At 71.5% G+C, this 15,851-nt stretch carries 15 protein-coding genes; 2 read left to right on the top strand and 13 right to left on the bottom strand.

Annotated elements, in window-relative coordinates; translation table 11 throughout:
- Window positions 1-25 precede the first annotated feature (25 nt).
- The gene (locus CM1CMNOD_RS04900) at window positions 26-1,099 is read right to left on the bottom strand and encodes a sugar phosphate nucleotidyltransferase (protein WP_043603018.1); all 1,074 of its coding nucleotides are present in this window, start codon (window positions 1,097-1,099) and stop codon (window positions 26-28) included.
- Window positions 1,100-1,253: 154 nt separating this feature from the next.
- Between CM1CMNOD_RS04900 and CM1CMNOD_RS04895 the strand changes: the two genes are divergently transcribed.
- Complete coding sequence (locus tag CM1CMNOD_RS04895; protein ID WP_013872553.1) at window positions 1,254-4,784, top strand: NAD-glutamate dehydrogenase domain-containing protein; 3,531 nt, start codon at window positions 1,254-1,256, stop codon at window positions 4,782-4,784.
- Between the two features lie 108 nt (window positions 4,785-4,892).
- Window positions 4,893-5,480 (top strand): Uma2 family endonuclease, encoded by a 588-nt coding sequence (locus tag CM1CMNOD_RS04890; RefSeq protein ID WP_013872552.1) that lies wholly within the window; start codon window positions 4,893-4,895, stop codon window positions 5,478-5,480.
- 3 nt (window positions 5,481-5,483) lie between these two features.
- Here CM1CMNOD_RS04890 and CM1CMNOD_RS04885 read toward each other — a convergent pair whose 3' ends face one another.
- From CM1CMNOD_RS04885 to CM1CMNOD_RS04830, 12 genes are all read right to left on the bottom strand, one after another.
- Window positions 5,484-6,476, bottom strand: a complete 993-nt coding sequence (locus tag CM1CMNOD_RS04885) for a glycosyltransferase family 2 protein (protein ID WP_237703092.1) — start codon at window positions 6,474-6,476, stop codon at window positions 5,484-5,486.
- 202 nt (window positions 6,477-6,678) lie between these two features.
- Window positions 6,679-7,830, bottom strand: coding sequence for a glycosyltransferase (locus CM1CMNOD_RS04880; protein ID WP_050803334.1), 1,152 nt, complete (start codon window positions 7,828-7,830; stop codon window positions 6,679-6,681).
- A 140-nt stretch (window positions 7,831-7,970) separates the two neighbouring features.
- Window positions 7,971-9,110: a glycosyltransferase family 4 protein gene (locus tag CM1CMNOD_RS04875; protein WP_043603015.1), complete on the bottom strand. Its 1,140-nt coding sequence runs from the start codon at window positions 9,108-9,110 to the stop codon at window positions 7,971-7,973.
- 129 nt (window positions 9,111-9,239) lie between these two features.
- Window positions 9,240-9,998: a class I SAM-dependent methyltransferase gene (locus CM1CMNOD_RS04870; protein ID WP_013872548.1), complete on the bottom strand. Its 759-nt coding sequence runs from the start codon at window positions 9,996-9,998 to the stop codon at window positions 9,240-9,242.
- A gap of 121 nt (window positions 9,999-10,119) precedes the next feature.
- Entirely contained in the window at window positions 10,120-10,425 is a 306-nt protein-coding gene (locus tag CM1CMNOD_RS04865) for a hypothetical protein (protein ID WP_013872547.1), read from the bottom strand.
- Window positions 10,422-11,231, bottom strand: a complete 810-nt coding sequence (locus tag CM1CMNOD_RS04860; RefSeq protein WP_237702998.1) for a Fic family protein — start codon at window positions 11,229-11,231, stop codon at window positions 10,422-10,424. The genes CM1CMNOD_RS04865 and CM1CMNOD_RS04860 overlap by 4 nt, the downstream gene beginning before the upstream one ends.
- Before the next feature lie 152 nt (window positions 11,232-11,383).
- The gene (locus CM1CMNOD_RS04855; protein WP_013872546.1) at window positions 11,384-11,674 is read right to left on the bottom strand and encodes a hypothetical protein; all 291 of its coding nucleotides are present in this window, start codon (window positions 11,672-11,674) and stop codon (window positions 11,384-11,386) included.
- Between the two features lie 67 nt (window positions 11,675-11,741).
- Window positions 11,742-11,960: a hypothetical protein gene (locus tag CM1CMNOD_RS04850; RefSeq protein ID WP_013872545.1), complete on the bottom strand. Its 219-nt coding sequence runs from the start codon at window positions 11,958-11,960 to the stop codon at window positions 11,742-11,744.
- 375 nt (window positions 11,961-12,335) lie between these two features.
- Complete coding sequence (locus CM1CMNOD_RS04845; protein ID WP_013872544.1) at window positions 12,336-12,698, bottom strand: hypothetical protein; 363 nt, start codon at window positions 12,696-12,698, stop codon at window positions 12,336-12,338.
- Window positions 12,695-13,282, bottom strand: a complete 588-nt coding sequence (locus CM1CMNOD_RS04840) for an XRE family transcriptional regulator (protein ID WP_237702997.1) — start codon at window positions 13,280-13,282, stop codon at window positions 12,695-12,697. Before CM1CMNOD_RS04840 ends, CM1CMNOD_RS04845 begins: the two co-directional genes overlap by 4 nt.
- A gap of 255 nt (window positions 13,283-13,537) precedes the next feature.
- A complete protein-coding gene (locus CM1CMNOD_RS23520) occupies window positions 13,538-13,933 on the bottom strand; it encodes a PASTA domain-containing protein (RefSeq protein WP_278045201.1) in 396 nt (131 codons plus the stop codon).
- Between the two features lie 994 nt (window positions 13,934-14,927).
- On the bottom strand, window positions 14,928-15,851 hold a 924-nt coding region (locus CM1CMNOD_RS04830; RefSeq protein WP_131773857.1), incomplete at its 5' end, for a glycosyltransferase family 4 protein.

Below are 15,851 nucleotides of genomic sequence, written 5' to 3'. Positions count from 1 at the left end.
GCCCCGGCCGGTCAGACGCAGTCGGTCAGACGCGGTCGGAGCTGAAACGGATCGCGCCCGCGGTCAGCACCGCGTCGGGGAAGACGCGGGCGCCGGCCCGCAGTTCGTTGCCGGCCCCGATCCGTGCGCGGTCACCGATGACCACCCCGTCCAGCGACACCCTGTTCCCGACGACCGCGCCGGCGCCCACCACCGAGGTGCGCACGGTCGCGCCCTCACCGATCACCGCGCCGTCGAAGAGCACCGCGCCGTCGACGGTGGCGCCGGCACCCACCACCGCGCCGGCGCCCACCACCGCGCCCCCGCCGATCTTGGCGTCGACGGCGACGGAGGCGCCTGGCAGCACCAGCCAGTCACCCACCGGCCCTGGCAGCGCCGAGGAGGCGATCCGTCCGGTCACCAGATCCCGGGAGCCCCGGACGAACGCGTCGGGTGTGCCCAGGTCCAGCCAGTAGGTGCTGTCGATGTAGCCGACCACCAGGAAACCGGCGTCCAGCAGACCGGGGAAGGTCTCCCGCTCGACCGAGACCGGACGCCCCACCGGAATGCTGTCGATCACCGACCGGCGGAACACGTAGCAGCCCGCGTTGATCCGGTTGGTCGGCGGGTCGGGTGTCTTCTCCAGGAACTGGGTGACCCGGCCGTCCGCGTCGGTGGAGACGACACCGAACGCCCGCGGGTCGTCGACCTCGGTCAGGTGCAGGGTGACGGCCGCGTCGGCCTGGCAGTGGCGCCGCACCAGCGCGGCGATGTCCAGCCCGGAGAGGATGTCGCCGTTGAAGACGACCACCGGGTCGTCCGGGCCGCCGCGCAGTCTCGACGCGACGTTGCGGATCCCGCCGCCGGTCCCGAGCGGCTCGGCCTCGGTGACGTACTCCAACTCCAGCCCGTGGGCGGAGCCGTCCCCGAAATACTCCTCGAACACCTCGGCCCGGTACGAGGTCGCGAGAACGACCCGGGTGATCCCCGCGTCCCGGGCGCGGGCGAGCATGTGGGCGGTCACCGGCACCCCGGCGACCGGAAGCATCGGTTTCGGTGCCGACATCGTCAACGGGCGCAGCCGGCTGCCCTGCCCCCCGACCAGCATCACAGCGTCCATGGCGGGTCAGTTTCGCAGAGGCGACACCGTCTGGTGCACGATGTTCGCGTATTTCGGTGACGTCGCGTCGCGGACACCCAGCTGTGAGAGCCGGCCAGCCGGCCGCGCGGTGTGCCGGAGTGCGCTGCCCGGCACTTCTGGCGATGCTGAAAGGGTGGTACGCCCGTCTGATCGCAGCTGTCGGCTCCTGCACGACGGCACCCTGTCGGGTGCCGAGACCGCTCTGGCCGGGCTGGCCCAGGGCTGGGAGCCGGGCTTCGCCGCCGCCCGCACCGACGACGGGACCGCCACGCTGGCGGTGTGGCTCGCCTGGCAGGCGCACGAACCGCCGATCGCCGACGTGATACCGGTGCTGGCCAACCTGGGCCTGCGCGCGCGGACCCACCGCTGCCTGCCGAGCCGTCCGGGCCCGGACGGGGGCATGGCCACCCTGGATGAGTACCACATGATCGTCTCCCCGGAGCTGGCGGAGGCGGCGCTGAAGCAGATGGACGGGCTGCGCGACATCCTCAGCGGTCTCGCGCTCGGGGACGTCGACAGCGACAGCCTGGACTCGCTGGTGCTCACCGCCGGGCTCACCGCCCGTGAGGTGCGGCTGCTGCGGACGCTGTTCCGTTACCTGCGCCTGGCCGGGACGTCGCTGGGTGGGCGCTACGCCCACCGCGTCCTGATCGCCCACCCGTCCTACGCGCACGATCTGGTGGCCCTCTTCCACGCCCGGATGGATCCGTTGCGGGCGAATCCGGACAACGCCGAACGGCTGCACGCCGCGCTGGAGGACGCGCTCGGGTGGGTGACGGGCATCAACGACGACACCGTGCTGCGCAGGCTGCGCGACGTCGTCCTCGCGATCGTCCGGACGACGTTCTACCCGACGCCCGACTCGGCGCCGGAGCGGATCCAGCTCCAGCGGACGCTGCCCGACCGGCCGGCGGGAGCCGGCCACGCGCCCTCCGAACAGAGCGAGCCGGCCGGGCCGGCCGGGTCAGCCGGGTCAGCGGTCCACGCCGGGTACGGCCACGGGTACGAGATCGGCGGCGGCGCCGGGGATGCGCTGGCCTTCAAGCTCGCCCCGGCCGGGCTGCCGTGGCTGCCCCGGCCGCTGCCGGAGGCCGAGACCTTCGTCAGCTCCCCCCGGTTCGACGCGGTGCACCTGCGCGGCGCCCTGCTGGCCCGCGGCGGTATCCGCTGGTCCGACCGTCAGGAGGACCTGCGGACCGAGATCCTCGGTCTGATGAAGGCCCAGCGGGTCAAGAACGCCGTCATCGTGCCGGACGGGGCCAAGGGCGGGTTCGTGCTGCGCCGCCCGCCGGCAGACCCGGGGCGGCTCGCCCGGCTGGCCGAGTCCTGCTACACGCGGTTCATGGAGGCGCTGCTGGCCCTCGTCGACAACCGGGCCGACGGCGAGACGCACGGCCGGGCGGGGATGGTCTGCCACTACGGGTCCGACACCTATCTGGTCGTCGCCGCCGACAAGGGCACGGCCCGCTTCTCCGACCTGGCCAACCAGGTGGCGGCGGCGAACGGCTACTGGCTCGGCGACGCGTTCGCCTCCGGCGGCCGCAGCGGATACGACCACAAGGCGCTGGGCATCACCGCCCGCGGCGTGTGGGAGTCGGTGCGTCGGCACTTCGCCGAGCTCGGCGTCGACGCCGACCGCGAGCCCCTGACCGTCGTCGGCATCGGTGACATGTCCGGCGACGTCTTCGGCAACGGGATGCTGCTCTCCCGCCATCTGCGGCTGGTGGCCGCCTTCGACCACCGGCACATCTTCCTCGACCCCGACCCCGACCCGGCCCGGTCGTTCGAGGAGCGCCGCCGGCTGGCGTCGCTGCCGTCGAGCAGCTGGGACGACTACGACCGCGGCCTGCTGTCGGCCGGCGGGGGCGTTTTCCCGCTGTCGTCCAAGCGGATCGAACTGACCGAGCCGGTCCGGGAGCTGCTCGGTGTCGGCGACGACACGCTGCCCGCCGACGCCCTGGTCCGGGCGATCCTGCGCGCACCGGTCGACCTGCTGTGGAACGGTGGCGTGGGCACCTGGGTGAAGGCCAGCGGGCAGGAGCACGCCTCGGTCGGGGACAAGGCCCGCGACGGGATGCGGGTCGACGCCCGGCAGCTGCGCTGCCGGGTCGTGGCCGAGGGCGGCAACCTCGGCCTCACCGACGCCGCCCGGGTCGAGTTCGCCCTGCGCGGCGGACGGTGCAACACCGACTTCGTGGACAACTCTGGCGGCGTCGACTGCTCCGACCGCGAGGTCAACATCAAGATCGGTCTTGAGCTGGCGATCGGGGCGGGTGCGATCGACCGGGCCGAACGCGAGCGGCTGCTGGCGGCCGCCACCGGCGACGTCGTGCGGGCGGTCCTGACCGACTGTGCCCGCCAGGCCCTGGCGCTGAGCGCGGCGGAACGCCACGTCGTGACCTCGGCGGACGGGCTGTCGAGGTTCGTCGAGCACCTGGTCGACACCGGCGAGATCGACCTGGACGTCGAGACCCTGCCGGACGCCGAGGAGCTGACCGCCCGGGTCGCCGCGGGACGCACGTACACCCGGCCGGAGATCGCCATCCTGCACGCCTACGCCAAACGGACGGTGGCCCACGCGCTGCTGGACTCGCCCCTGCCCGACGACCCGGCGTTCGTACCCGTCCTGGACGCCTACCTGCCGGTGTCCCTGCGGCCGGTGCTGCACGCGCACTTCGACCGCCACCCGCTGCGACGGGAGATCGTCGCGTCCCAGCTCACCAACTCGATCATCGACCGGGTCGGCGCCGGATTCCTGCACCGCCTGCGGGAACTGACCGGCGCGGACACGGTCCAGGGGGCGCGAGCGTTCGCCATCACCGGCAGCCTGCTCGGCCTCACCGACATCTGGGAGGCGCTCGACACGCACTGCCTCGGCGGAGATCTCAGTGGCGGCGGCCCCAGCGGCGGCATCAGTGGCGGCTCTGGCGGAAGCCCCGGTGACGGCTCCGCCGAGGGCAGCCGTTCACGCCCGGCCGTGGGTTCCAGCGATCCGTCCGCCGAGGCCCTGCTGCACTGCCACTTCGTCCAGGAGGAGGCCGCGCTGTGGCTGCTGCGCTCCCGCCGGTCACTGCTGGACATCACGGCCGAGACCACCCGTTACGCCGAGGGGGTGGCCGAGGTCGCCGCGGCGCTGCCCACCGTGCTCGCCACTGTGGGCAGCGACCAGGAGCTGACCGCCGTCCTGCGGTTCGCCGAACAGCTCTACGAACGCGGCCTGCCTGCCCCGCTGGCCGAGCGCGTCGCCTGGCTGGACGCGATGAGCCCGGCGCTGGACGTCGTCGACGTCGCACTACGTAACGATCTTGAGCCGAGTGACGTGCTGCACGTCCACACCGCCATCGGGACGAGGCTGGGGCTCGGCAAGCTGGGCCTGGCGCACCTGATCGGCCGTGGCGCGCAGCCGCCCGGCCAGTCACGCTGGGAACACATGGCCGCCGCGGCGCTGCGGGCGGATGTCGCCCGGGCCCGCTCGGCACTGACCGAGGCCGCCATGTCGGCTCCCGAGTTCGACCCGGACGCGGCCATCGAGCGGATCACCACCGGCGCCCGGGCGGACCGGGTACGCGCCATCGTCGAGGAGGCCGCGGCGGCTCCCCGCCTCACCAGCGCCATGATCTCCGTCGTGGCCAGCCGCCTGAACGAGCTCGTCCCAGGCCGCTGAGCCCCCCGACCACCACATGTCATGATCGTAGTCGGCGAGAGCCCACGCGGATTGAAGGACTAACCTCATGGTTGCGATGGCTACCGCCCCAGGAGAGGACAGGAGCCAGTGAGTGTCGCCTACGACTATGGCTACGGGCCCTACACCGTCGAGGACCTGCACGGGCTGCCCGATGCTGGCCGGTCCTTCGAGCTCGTCGACGGCTGGTTGATCGAGTTGGCGCCCAGTACACGTCACGACTTTCTCGCCAGGCGGCTGAGCCGGATCCTGGAACGCGCCGCCGATGACGCGAACGCTCGGGTCTACATCCAGGCGCCCATGGACATCACCACGCCCGCGGGCGCGCGCAAGCCTGACGTTGCCGTGATCGACGCAGCCGCCGCCAGCAGCGCCCGCAGGCTCGGCCGCTCGCTCTACCACGGGGCGGACGTGCTCCTGGCGGTCGAAGTCGTCTCCCGCGGCTCCGGCAGCGAACGCGAGGACCGGGCACGCAAGGTCACCGAATACGCGCTCGCCGGTATCCCCCATTACTGGATCGTCGACTTCGACCCCGAACCCCGCATCCAGGTGCTCCGCGTCGCCACCGACCAGGGGCGTTACGGAGCCCCCCTGGTGTTCAGCGGAGACGACACCGTCAAGCTCGAAGACCCGTTCCCGATCTCGTTTTCCCTCTCCGACCTGCTGGACTTCTCCTAGAACTCATCTCGACGCGGTGACCGGCCCTGGTTCGGGCGCGGGTTCGGACCAGGACCGCGCGTGGGCAGGGTCAGCGGTCCGGAGCGGGTCCGCATCATGGGACGGGTCGGTGCCGCGGGGCGGGAGGGCGTCGGCGGAGCGGGTCGCGCGGGCGCCGGCGCTGTTGTCGGCGAACGCCACGGCCAGCAGCAGGCGCAGGCCGAGCCCCAGCCCGAGCAGGATCCGCAGCGGCAGATGGCGCGCGTCCGGGTACTGCCGGGACAGGTAGCGGAACATGCTGCGGTGGTGGGCGACGACCATGCGGCGGGAGGAGCGCCTCGTCGAGTGGCCGCCGAGATGCTCCACGACCGCGGTCGGCACGTAGACCCGCTGCCAGCCGAGCAGGCCGAGCCGGCGGCCGAGGTCCACGTCTTCCATGAACATGAAGTACGTCTCGTCGAACCCGTCGACCGTCTCGAACGCCTGGCGCCGCAGCACCTGGCACGCCCCGGACAGCCAGCCGGCGGTCGTCTCGACCAGCGCGCCGCGCTCGCGGCGGTAGGCCGTCGTCCACGGGTTCGTCGGCCAGCACCAGCCGAACAGGGCGTGGCCGATCCCCCGCCACAGGGAGGGAAGCTCGCGGGCCGACGGGTAGAGCACGCCCCCCGGGTTGGTGATCGCCGGGCCGAAGGCGCCAGCGCCCGGCCAGCGTTCGGACGCCGCCAGCAGCTCGTCGAGCGACCCCGGCGTGAACGTGATGTCGGGGTTGGCCACCATCAGCCACGGGGCGGTACTGCCGGCCGCGCCACGGTTGACCGCCGTCCCGTAGCCGAGGTTGCGCCCGGTGCGCAGCAGGCGGACCTCGTCGCGTTCGGCGGCGGTGGCGGTGCCCTCGTCCAGCGCCGGCGAGTTGTCCACCACGACGACCTCGTAGGGCAGCGACGTGGCCTTGGCCAGGGAGTCCAGGAAGGGGCCGAGCACCTGCCCGGAGTGGAACGCCACGACCACCACCCGCAGGTGCGGCCGCGCGTCCCCGGGAACAGCGCCCTCCGGCCCGCCGTCCGGTGACGGTGACGCCGGCTGCGGCTGCGGCTGCGTCGGTGCTGCCTCGTTCTGTGCGCTCACTGACCGCCCTCTTCGTCCCTGCTCACCGGATGCGTACGCGATTGCCGCACCCGGGTCAGGATGCCATCGGCGGAGCCGAGGCCGACTGTCGGGGTCAGGACACAGCGGCCCGTGCGTAGCTCGCCAGGTGCGCCTCGGCGCTCGCCGCCCAGGTGAACTCCCGGGCCCGGGCGAGACCGGCCTGCGCCAGCGACTCACGCCGCGGCGCGTCGTCGAGCAGCGCGCCCATCTCCCGGGCGATCGAGTCGACGTCGGGCTGGGTGTAGGCGACGGCGTCACCCCCGACCTCTGGCAGGGACAGTCGGGGTGTCGTCAGCACCGGCGCGCCGCAGGCCATCGCCTCCAGCACCGGCAGCCCGAAACCCTCCCCGTGGGACGGGTAGGCGACCAGCGACGCTCCGCCCAGATACCCGGGCAGGTCGGAGAAGCGCAGGTAGCCGGGGCGGACCACCTTCAGATAGGACGGCACCGAGGCGACCGCGGCGTCCACGTCGTCGTCCCAGCCCGAGCCGCCGGCGAGCACCAGCGCGGGGGGGTCCACCCGGTCGTGCACGGCCTCGGCCCAGCCGCGGATCAGGTTCGGCACGTTCTTGCGGGGCTCGAGCATCCCGAGGAAGGCGACGTAACGGCTGTCGCCGAGGCCGAGCCGCAGCCGTACCCGGCGCTTGTCCTCCTCGGTGGGCGGGTGGAAGGTCGCGGTCTCCACCCCGTGGTAGGCGACGTCGGTCGTGGTCGAGTCGCCGTCGAGGACCCGGATGAGCTCGTCCCGGGTGGCCTTGGACGGAACGATGATCCTGTTTGCCTTGCGCACGGCGGTGCGCATCGCCGACCGGAAGAACGTTCCCTTCACGGCGGTGTGCATCTCCGGCTCTGTGAAGAACGTGACATCGTGGATGGTCACGCACACCGGCTGGGAGGTGCGCAACGGCATGGTGTAGTGCGGCGAATGGATGACCTGTGCGCCGACCTGGTAGGCGACCAGCGGCAGCCCGGTCTGTTCCCAGGCCAGGCGGGCGGGCCGGTGAGCGATCGCCGCCGGCCCCGCCACCACGTTGGCGTGCGGGGCCATCCGGCCGTACCGCTCGTAGTCCGATCGCTGGCAGACCAGTGCGAGGTCGGCGCCAGCCGCATCCAAGGCCGCCACCAGCCCGTCGACATAACGACCGACGCCACCACGGTCGGCTGGAACCGCAGTGGCGTCGACGAGCACCCGGGGAGACACGGCGCTCCTTCCGACTGGCGGCATGTTACTCACCGCTAGGTTCTTGAGACCACCGACGCCGCGTGAAGCTGCCCCCCGACGGATCGCTCCCGACCCGTCCGGCGCTGCCGATCACATCGACCTCGGTCCGCAGGCAAGCCTACGCCCGCACCGGATCCCGAGAGTCACCCCGTCGAGAACTCCCGAGAGCCGCTAAGTCGACGGTAAAGGGACCAGAGCGATTCCGCTGCCCCGTTCCAGGTAAATGCCGCCGCTCTCGCTCGCCCGTCCACACTCAGCCGACGATGTAACTCTGCGTCGCTAACGACGGACGCGGCGGCGCGGGCCAGCGCGGTGGCGTCGCCGACCGCGACGGTCACTATCGCGGGCCCACCGACCTCGACGAACGCGGGAATGTCAGAGGCGATCACGGGGACGCCATGGGCCATCGCCTCGACGACCGGCAGCCCGAAACCCTCCGACCGGCTCGGCGCGAGCAGCGCGGTGGCCCGCGCCAGCACGACCGCGAGGTCGGCGTCGTCCAGCCGGCCGAGCAGCCGCAGCCGGGCCGGGTCGAGGCCGACACGGGTGGCCTCGACCCGCAGGTCCAGCCCGCCCCAGCCCGGCGGGCCGACGTGCACCAGCGGCAGGTCGGGCGCGGCCGGGTCGCGCAGCGCGGCGAGCGCCGTGTCCAGGCCCTTGCGCGGCTCCAGGGTGGCGAGGGTGAGCAGATAGCCGCCGGCGGGCAGGTCGAGACGTTCGGCGCGGGCGGCGGCGTCCGCCGGGACCTGCCCGACCGCCTCGCTCACCCCCTCCCCGACGACGTGCATCCGGTCGGCCGGGATCGGCAGACAGGCCCGCAGGTCGGCCGCGACGGCCCTGGTGGGGACGATCACGGCGTCGGCGTGGCGGGCCACCCGGACGCCCATCCGCCGGTGCCAGCGGGCGCCGTGCGGGGTGAGGGTGTGCGGATGGGTCCACGGCACGGCGTCGTGGACGGTGACGACCAGCGGCACCCCCGGCCGCCGGGACGGGACGAGCAGGGTGGGGGCGTGGACGACGTCCACCCCCGTCGGCGCCGGTCCGTGGCCACGCTGCCAGGCGGCGGCCAGCCCCTGGCGGGGCAGTGGCAGCCGGAGGGGGCCGAGGACGCCCGGCACGGCCGCGACGGCGGTGGCGGCCTCCGGGCGCCAGGCGCACCAGCCGACGACGCTCTCGCCCGACCGCGCCGTCCGCACGAGGGCGGCGGCGAGCTCCGCCGAGTACCGCCCCGTCCCCCCGGGCACCGGCGCCAGCATCTGGTCGAGGAGGAATCCAACCCGCACGACGAACCATCTTCCTCGGGAGAAGCCGGCCCGGTAACTGCCGGTGGTGTGGTGGCGGCGCCGGTCACAGCTAGTGTCGGTCACAGCCGGTGCCTGTCGTGGCCGGCGTCCGCAGCGAACCGGGCGCGGTTACCGTTTGCGGGCGTGGACCAGCACCACGCTGCCGTGGCCGTCCGGGGTGCGCCGGTCGGACAGGGTGACGATCGGTGACAGCGGGGCCGCCGCGTTCCAGCCGGCCCGACCGCCCTTCGCCGACAGCGTCAGGTACAGCCGCTCGGCCCGCCGCGAGCGGAACATGTAGGTCTGGCGCACCACCGTCAGGCCACGCTCGTCGAGCAGCTTCGCCAACTGGTCGCCGGTGTAGGTCTGTTGGACGTGGTAACGCTGCCGGTGCTGGGCGAACAGCCGCGGCCACTCGTCGGCGCGGGTGAGGGCGTCCGCGGACATGACAAGGTCCCCGCCCGGCCTGAGCACCCGCGTCATCTCGGTGAGCGCGGCCGGCCCGTCGTCGAAGTGCTCGATCGCGCAGACCGACAGCACCACGTCGAAGGAGGCGTCGGCGAACGGCAGCGCCAGCGCGTCCCCCTCGACGAGCGAGGGACGCCCACGCAGCCGGCGGCCGAACTCCAGCTTGCCGCGGGCGAGGTCGAGACAGACCGCCCGTGCCCCGCGGCGCACCGCCTGCCCGGCCCAGTACCCGTCACCACCGGCGACGTCCAGGACGGTCCGCCCGGCCAGCTCACCCGCCCAGGCCAGCAGCGTGCCGGCCTCCCGACGGCGCATGACGTGCACCTGATGCCCGGCATACGCCAGCGCCTGATCCCGCAGCAGGCCCACCGCCGTGCCTTTCACCGCTGGCCCCTTCACCGCCGCGCCTTTCGCGACCATCCGTACCCGCGCCCCACCGCCACCAACGTCATGAGCAACAGTCTGCCCCGCTCTGGCTGCCCCCGGCCCACCACCCCCGACGGATCTGTCAAGCTCGGCGGATCTGTCAGACCGGTGGGCTTCACCGATCGCGGGGCTTTCGCTCGCAGAGGTCTTGGCCAGCGCACTCTCGAACGTATGGATCGTCCGATTCCCGATCGAATGCAGCGTCCTGATCGGCACGAAAGGCGGCCAGAGAGATACCGGGAGCAGCGCGGGACATCACCGCGAACTCGCTGCGCGGGACGAACTGCGTGCGTCGCCGCATCGGGATCAGTTCACCGATCCGATGGCCGTCACGAATAGCCGTGAACGCCTGGCCGCTCTGAACCGTGTCCATGATTTCCTTCGATCTGTCATCCGCTTCCACGATCGTGTTGTTGATCATATGTCTCCCCGTCGGCCGGCGCGCGCCGCGAACGCGTCGAAGGCGGCGAGTACGGCGGTGGCCTGCCACATTCTGTTGCGGGTGAATCCGGTGAACTCGGTGAGAATGCCCGCTTCGACGAGCGGCGCGATGGCACGCCGCGCGTTCTGCGGCGTGACGCCGAGCTCGGCGGCCACCGTGCCCGCGTCGACGACCGGCTGCCGCAGAAGCACGTCGGCAAGCCGCCGGGCGCCGGAGTCCCGCCGGACCCGAAGCGTCTCCTCCCAGCTCGCACGAAGACCGCGCAGCTCGGCGGCAAGCTGACACCCGTTCGTGACGGCCGCGACGGAGGCGTGCGCCATCCGTTCCACGATTGCCGACAGATCTCCCTCGCGATAGGCGGTCAGGGCGTCGAAATAGGCCCCGGTCTCGGTGAGCAGCCCGGCGGAGACCGGGACGGTGACGTTACGGGCCAGCCCGTGACCGCGCAGCATCGCGTGTATCAACGCCCGGCCGGTACGTCCGTTCCCGTCGGGGAACGGGTGGATCGTCTCGAACTGAGCGTGCGCGATCGCGGCCTGACTCAGCGACGGCAGATCGGTCCTGCCGATGAACCGCACCAGGTCGTCCATCAGCGCGGGGATGTGGCGGTGGTGCGGCGGAACGAAGGCGGCGTCGTGCGGGCCGTAGGAATCCCCACCGATCCATGCCTGCTCCTCGCGCCAGCGGCCGGCGATCCTCGGGGCATGCCTGGACAGGAGAGCCGCGTGCATGGCACGGATCGCGTTCTGGTCAAGGCGGTCGGCCAGGTCCAGAGCGGCTTTCATCGCGGCGACATTCCCGACGGTCGCGGTGGCGTTGCGCTTGTCGGTGCTGCCCAGCTCGGCGAGGGTGATGGCCTTCGCGCCAGAGGTGAGGTTCTCGATCCTCGACGAGGACGCGGACTCGGACGGACGGACGATTCACAGAAGGGCTGCGCCTATCGGTCGAAGATGTCGTGGGTACCGATACGGAGCCAGATGATGTGCGGGCCGCGCCTGCCGGGGACCGGGTCGCCGTACATCCACAGCGCCCGGCCGTCGGGCGCCCATGTCAGCTCCCAGACACCCGGCTTCTTCCTGAAGGGCTTTGCGCGCAGCCGGGGATCCTTACGGCCCTCCCGCAGGGCCTGGACGAACAGCCGACGCGCCCGGTCGAACGCGGCCCGCTCCGCGGGACTCAGCCGCGAGTACTCCGCGAGGAACCTCGCGACGACGTCGAAGGTCGGCATGCGCACACGATAGGGGATGCGAACGTCAGTTCGATGTCGACTCGCGCATCCGGATACGCGGACGCGGTCAGCCGGCCCGAGGATGCGGGTGCGCGGCCAGTGACGCGAGGAGCGCGTCGAACTCGTCCTCGCCGTGGCAGCGGATGAACCGGCCGGCCGTGTAGTCGTCAAGCGCCTCGTCGATCGCCCGTTCGGTCCCGGGGTCGGCGTCGATCTCCTCGGCGTCGGCGAGGAGCCGTGGCAGCTCGTGCTCGTCCGGCCAACCGCCGGGCTGTGGCTGCGTCACTTCCCTCCCCGTCCTTCCGGGTCCGTCCGGATCCATCAAGTCTGCCGCGACCTCAGCATGCCTACACACGCCAGCACATACAAGAACCCCATCGGGTGATCTCCAGACCCCGGCGCCGGACACCCCGGCCACAGCCGCCACCTGCCCACAATCGATGAAAGTCCTCGACGGCTCACTTACCCGTTTCCGCCGCCGCCCTGACCTGCCTGTCGGCCGAACGGATCGACCAGCTCGGCGGCGCCGGCGACTGGGACGAGAGATAGATCAGTGCTTCGAGATCGTCGGCGGTCGCGTCGGTCGCGTCGGTCGCGTCGGTCGCGTCGGTGCGCGCGGCGAGCTCGCGGATATCGTCGGCGTCCCTGCGGCGCTGAGCGATCAGCTTCGTGGCAAGAAGGAGAACTCGTCGGACGCGTACCTCACGTGGAGTCCTGGGGTAGGGACGTGCGCGATGGCAGCCGGCGGCAGTGGCGGCATCCACATGGCCGCGCGGGTGTTGAGCCAGTTCTCCGGCAGACCGTCCTCGCGGGCGATCGCCCGGGCCTCGTCCAGGACGGCCTGGTCGCGGGTGATCGCGTCGATGTCCTCCGTGCGCCGCAGATCCCGGTGGGAGGTCGCCGCGATGGCCGCACCGCCGACGATGAACACGGAGGCTGAGACGCCGCGTGCCCGTAGCCGCTCGTCGAGCCTGGCCAGGAGCGAAATGATCTCCGTAGCGGAAAACTCGTGCCGGTCGTTCACGCCGTGACCAGGTCACGGGCAGGGACGAAGATGTTGAGTTTCTTCAGGTAGTCCGGAGTCCGGGTGATGATTTCCTCTCGGTCGAGGAAGGGATGCTCGGGAACCCAGGGCTGAGGCAGACGCGTGGGCTCGCACCACGTCGGCGGTTCAACTCCGGCCTGCTCGAACTCCCGCCGCGCCAAGACGGCCAGCAGGGCATCGAAGCCCGCGCTGCCCGTGGTCGCCGGGACGGCCTCCCAGGCGGCAGCCGATCCGTCGCGCCGCTCCAACAGCAGGCGTAGATGATCACGGCCCTGAAGGAGCATCCGCCACGCCCACTCCTCGTCGTCGGCGGCGCGAACAGCCTTGGCGGTCGCCGGCGCGGACATCAGCCGTGAGGCGCGCGCGACCGCCAGCGCGCGGGCGATGCGCCGCGCCCGGAAGCAGAACACAGCGGCCGGCTTCGTCCCGCCCGAGCGGTAGGTGGAGAACCTGGACGCCGACGTTCCCAGCGCGGCCGCGAACTCGACCTGGGTCAGACCACTGTCAGCCAGGGCGGCGTCGAGGAGCGCCACGACCTCACGAGTGTCCTGATCGAGTTTCACAGGCCACACGCTACCAGCTCTTTTATCTGATCAGATAATAGAGCTGGAGGTGATCCGCCGAGCTCACTGCTCCACTCCGCCCCGCACGCGGGATCTCGCCGGTACGGGCCGTGATGCCGCCCGTACCGCTGGAGAACTCCCGCCGCCGTCCCGAACGGCCTTCCGGTCCGCCCCGCCCAGGGACGACGCCGACGCCCACCCCCGCGCGCAGGCAGGCCGACGGCTCCTGGCTGCGCGTGCTCGACCAGCCCGCATTCACCCGGCCGGGGACGGAGTCGGCGACACGGTCGGGGACGGAGTCGACGTGCACCACTCGGCCTGGATCAACAACGTCACGCTGGTGCGGGTCGAGACATAGGCACCAGCCTCCGGGCGCTGGCCGAGAACATGCCGCACGTTTGGGGAGCCGGCACAGACCCCGGTGTAGCTGATATCCAGGAAATCGCGTGAACGGAAGGTGTAGACGGCATTGTCCAGCGTCATTCCGATCACGTTAGGAGCCGTGTTGTACTCCGCCCTGGTATGTATAGGTAGCGGTACGGGGCCGATCACCCGGGAACTGCCGGTCGGACGCGCGGCAGCCTGGGTGCGCCCCGCGGGACTCGTTCGTATCCTCGACGAGGACGACGGCCTACTGGACGGCGTCGCCATGATCGATTGTGTTGCCGGAAGCGGCGTGGGCTGCACCGACGGGGATCCGGTCCCAGCGGACGGCACCGGATCCGAGGGAACCGGCGAAGCGGTCAGCGCCGGATCCGGAGGAAGAGACGAAGCGGTCGGCGCGGCTTCCCGAGCACGCTGCTCACCTCGCCCCGCCCAACCACAGCCGGCAAGGAACAGCAGCAACGCGCCGGCGGCGAGCCGAATCCACAGGATCACCCACCCACACGACGTTTCTCTTTCCCTCAACCAAGCCACCCTTCCTGCTTCTCCGCCCACGCGACGCTCCACGCCGTACCAGGGGAGCGGCCCCGCCTCCCAGGAGCCCAGGAACGACAGACCTTCCCGTCAGCACCACCCGGTGCATCTATAAACAAACCGTCCCGATCAGTCGACTCACATAGCACAACACACAACGATCAAAAGACCTGACTAGTTACGCCGCCGAGACGTTCAAAAGATCATGACACCTCTGAACCTTTCATGGGGGAGAGTCTCCACCAAAACCGGGACGGTTCAGCCCGGGGAAAAAATGGGCGACCTACACACCCGAACGGGCGCGCAGCAGCAATAAAGAACGGTGGAAAACTGGATGAACAACAGGGAAAGAATGAGATGGAGACCGAAGGAATGGCGTGGGCCCGGCGTCGTCGAGCGGGCGGACACGTCACCGCGTCGCGCTCACGGCGCCCACCATGCCACACCATCCGCCGTTACGCCACTACCCCCGGGGCATCACACGGGCCGACGTTGCGCGAAATTTGTTACCAGCACATCCCTTCGACAGCCCGGAACACCATCCGACGCCGCCGGCAAACAAAAACCCGACGACGCACAACCAGAAACCACAGGTCGACGATCACGGACGCCTGTCATCGGCGTTCACCCAACAGGTGGTCCGTCGGCTGGGAAATTCGGCGCATGGCGACGGCGAGCATTGTTCCGGCAGGCAGAAACACCCTGGAACATCCAGGGACACAACACGTCAGCGACGGCCGAGCGCGTTGTGGAGCACCGTCAGGTAGCGCTCCCATGCCGCGTCCGCGTCCGGCGGGACGACCCCGGCGCGCAGGGTGTCGAGCACGCCCGGCTCGTACAGTCGGCGCAGCGCGGCGGCCAGCGACCCCGGGTCGTCCGGGGCTGCCAGCAGGCCGTCCACCCCGTCCCGCACGGCCTGCCCCAGCATGCCGACAGAGGTCGCCACCACCGGCAGGCCGTGGCGGTGGGCCAGATCGACGTTCTGGGTCGCCGTCGCCGACCGGTACGGCAGGACCAACGCGTCGGCTGCCGCGAACAGGGCCGGCACCTCGGCGGCCGGCACATAGCCGGGACGCAGTTCCACCCGCCCGGCCAGACCGAGCTCGTCGACCAGCCGCCGGGTGTCGTCCACCCCGCCCCAGAACTCCCCGGCGACGGTCAGGCGCACGTCGGGCGGGCCGGCGGCGAGCGCCCGCAACAGGACGTCCAGCCCCTTGTACGGCCGGACCAGCCCGAAGAACAGCAGTCCCCGCGCTGGGACGCCGTCACCGCGCCGCTTGGCCTCGGCCTCCGCGGTGCCGAGTTCCGCGGTACGGAGTTCCGTGGTGTCGGACTGCGCGGTATCGGATTCCGCAGTGCCGGGTTGCGAGATGCCGGACTGCGAAACGGCGGGCGACGAAGCGGTGGGTTGCGGGGCGCCGGCCGTGCCCAGATGCGGCGCCATCGGCGCCACCCACACCGGCCGGGCGGTGAGGCCGCGGGCACGCTCGGCCTCGGCCGGCGTGTGTACCAGGACCCCGGATACCCTGCGCAGCACCGCCCGCACCAGCGGGACGTCCAGGGCACGCCGCTCGTGCGGCAGCACGTTGTGGCACAACGCGAGTGCCACCGGCTCCTCCCCCCACCTGCCGACGGCGGGGAGGCCCCGCCC

Origin of the sequence: Protofrankia symbiont of Coriaria myrtifolia, assembly GCF_900634755.1 — a bacterium.
GTDB lineage: Bacteria > Actinomycetota > Actinomycetes > Frankiales > Frankiaceae > Protofrankia > Protofrankia coriariae.
This window is presented reverse-complemented; position numbering and strand designations above follow the sequence as displayed.

Coding starts and splice junctions, on each gene's coding strand:
- CM1CMNOD_RS04900 (WP_043603018.1), bottom strand. CDS start 1,099: ATGGACGCTGTGATGCTGGTCGGGGGGCAGGGCAGCCGGCTGCGCCCG.
- CM1CMNOD_RS04880 (WP_050803334.1), bottom strand. CDS start 7,830: ATGCCGCCAGTCGGAAGGAGCGCCGTGTCTCCCCGGGTGCTCGTCGAC.
- CM1CMNOD_RS04870 (WP_013872548.1), bottom strand. CDS start 9,998: ATGGTCGCGAAAGGCGCGGCGGTGAAGGGGCCAGCGGTGAAAGGCACG.
- CM1CMNOD_RS04865 (WP_013872547.1), bottom strand. CDS start 10,425: ATGATCAACAACACGATCGTGGAAGCGGATGACAGATCGAAGGAAATC.
- CM1CMNOD_RS04860 (WP_237702998.1), bottom strand. CDS start 11,231: ATGAAAGCCGCTCTGGACCTGGCCGACCGCCTTGACCAGAACGCGATC.
- CM1CMNOD_RS04855 (WP_013872546.1), bottom strand. CDS start 11,674: ATGCCGACCTTCGACGTCGTCGCGAGGTTCCTCGCGGAGTACTCGCGG.
- CM1CMNOD_RS23520 (WP_278045201.1), bottom strand. CDS start 13,933: ATGGCGACGCCGTCCAGTAGGCCGTCGTCCTCGTCGAGGATACGAACG.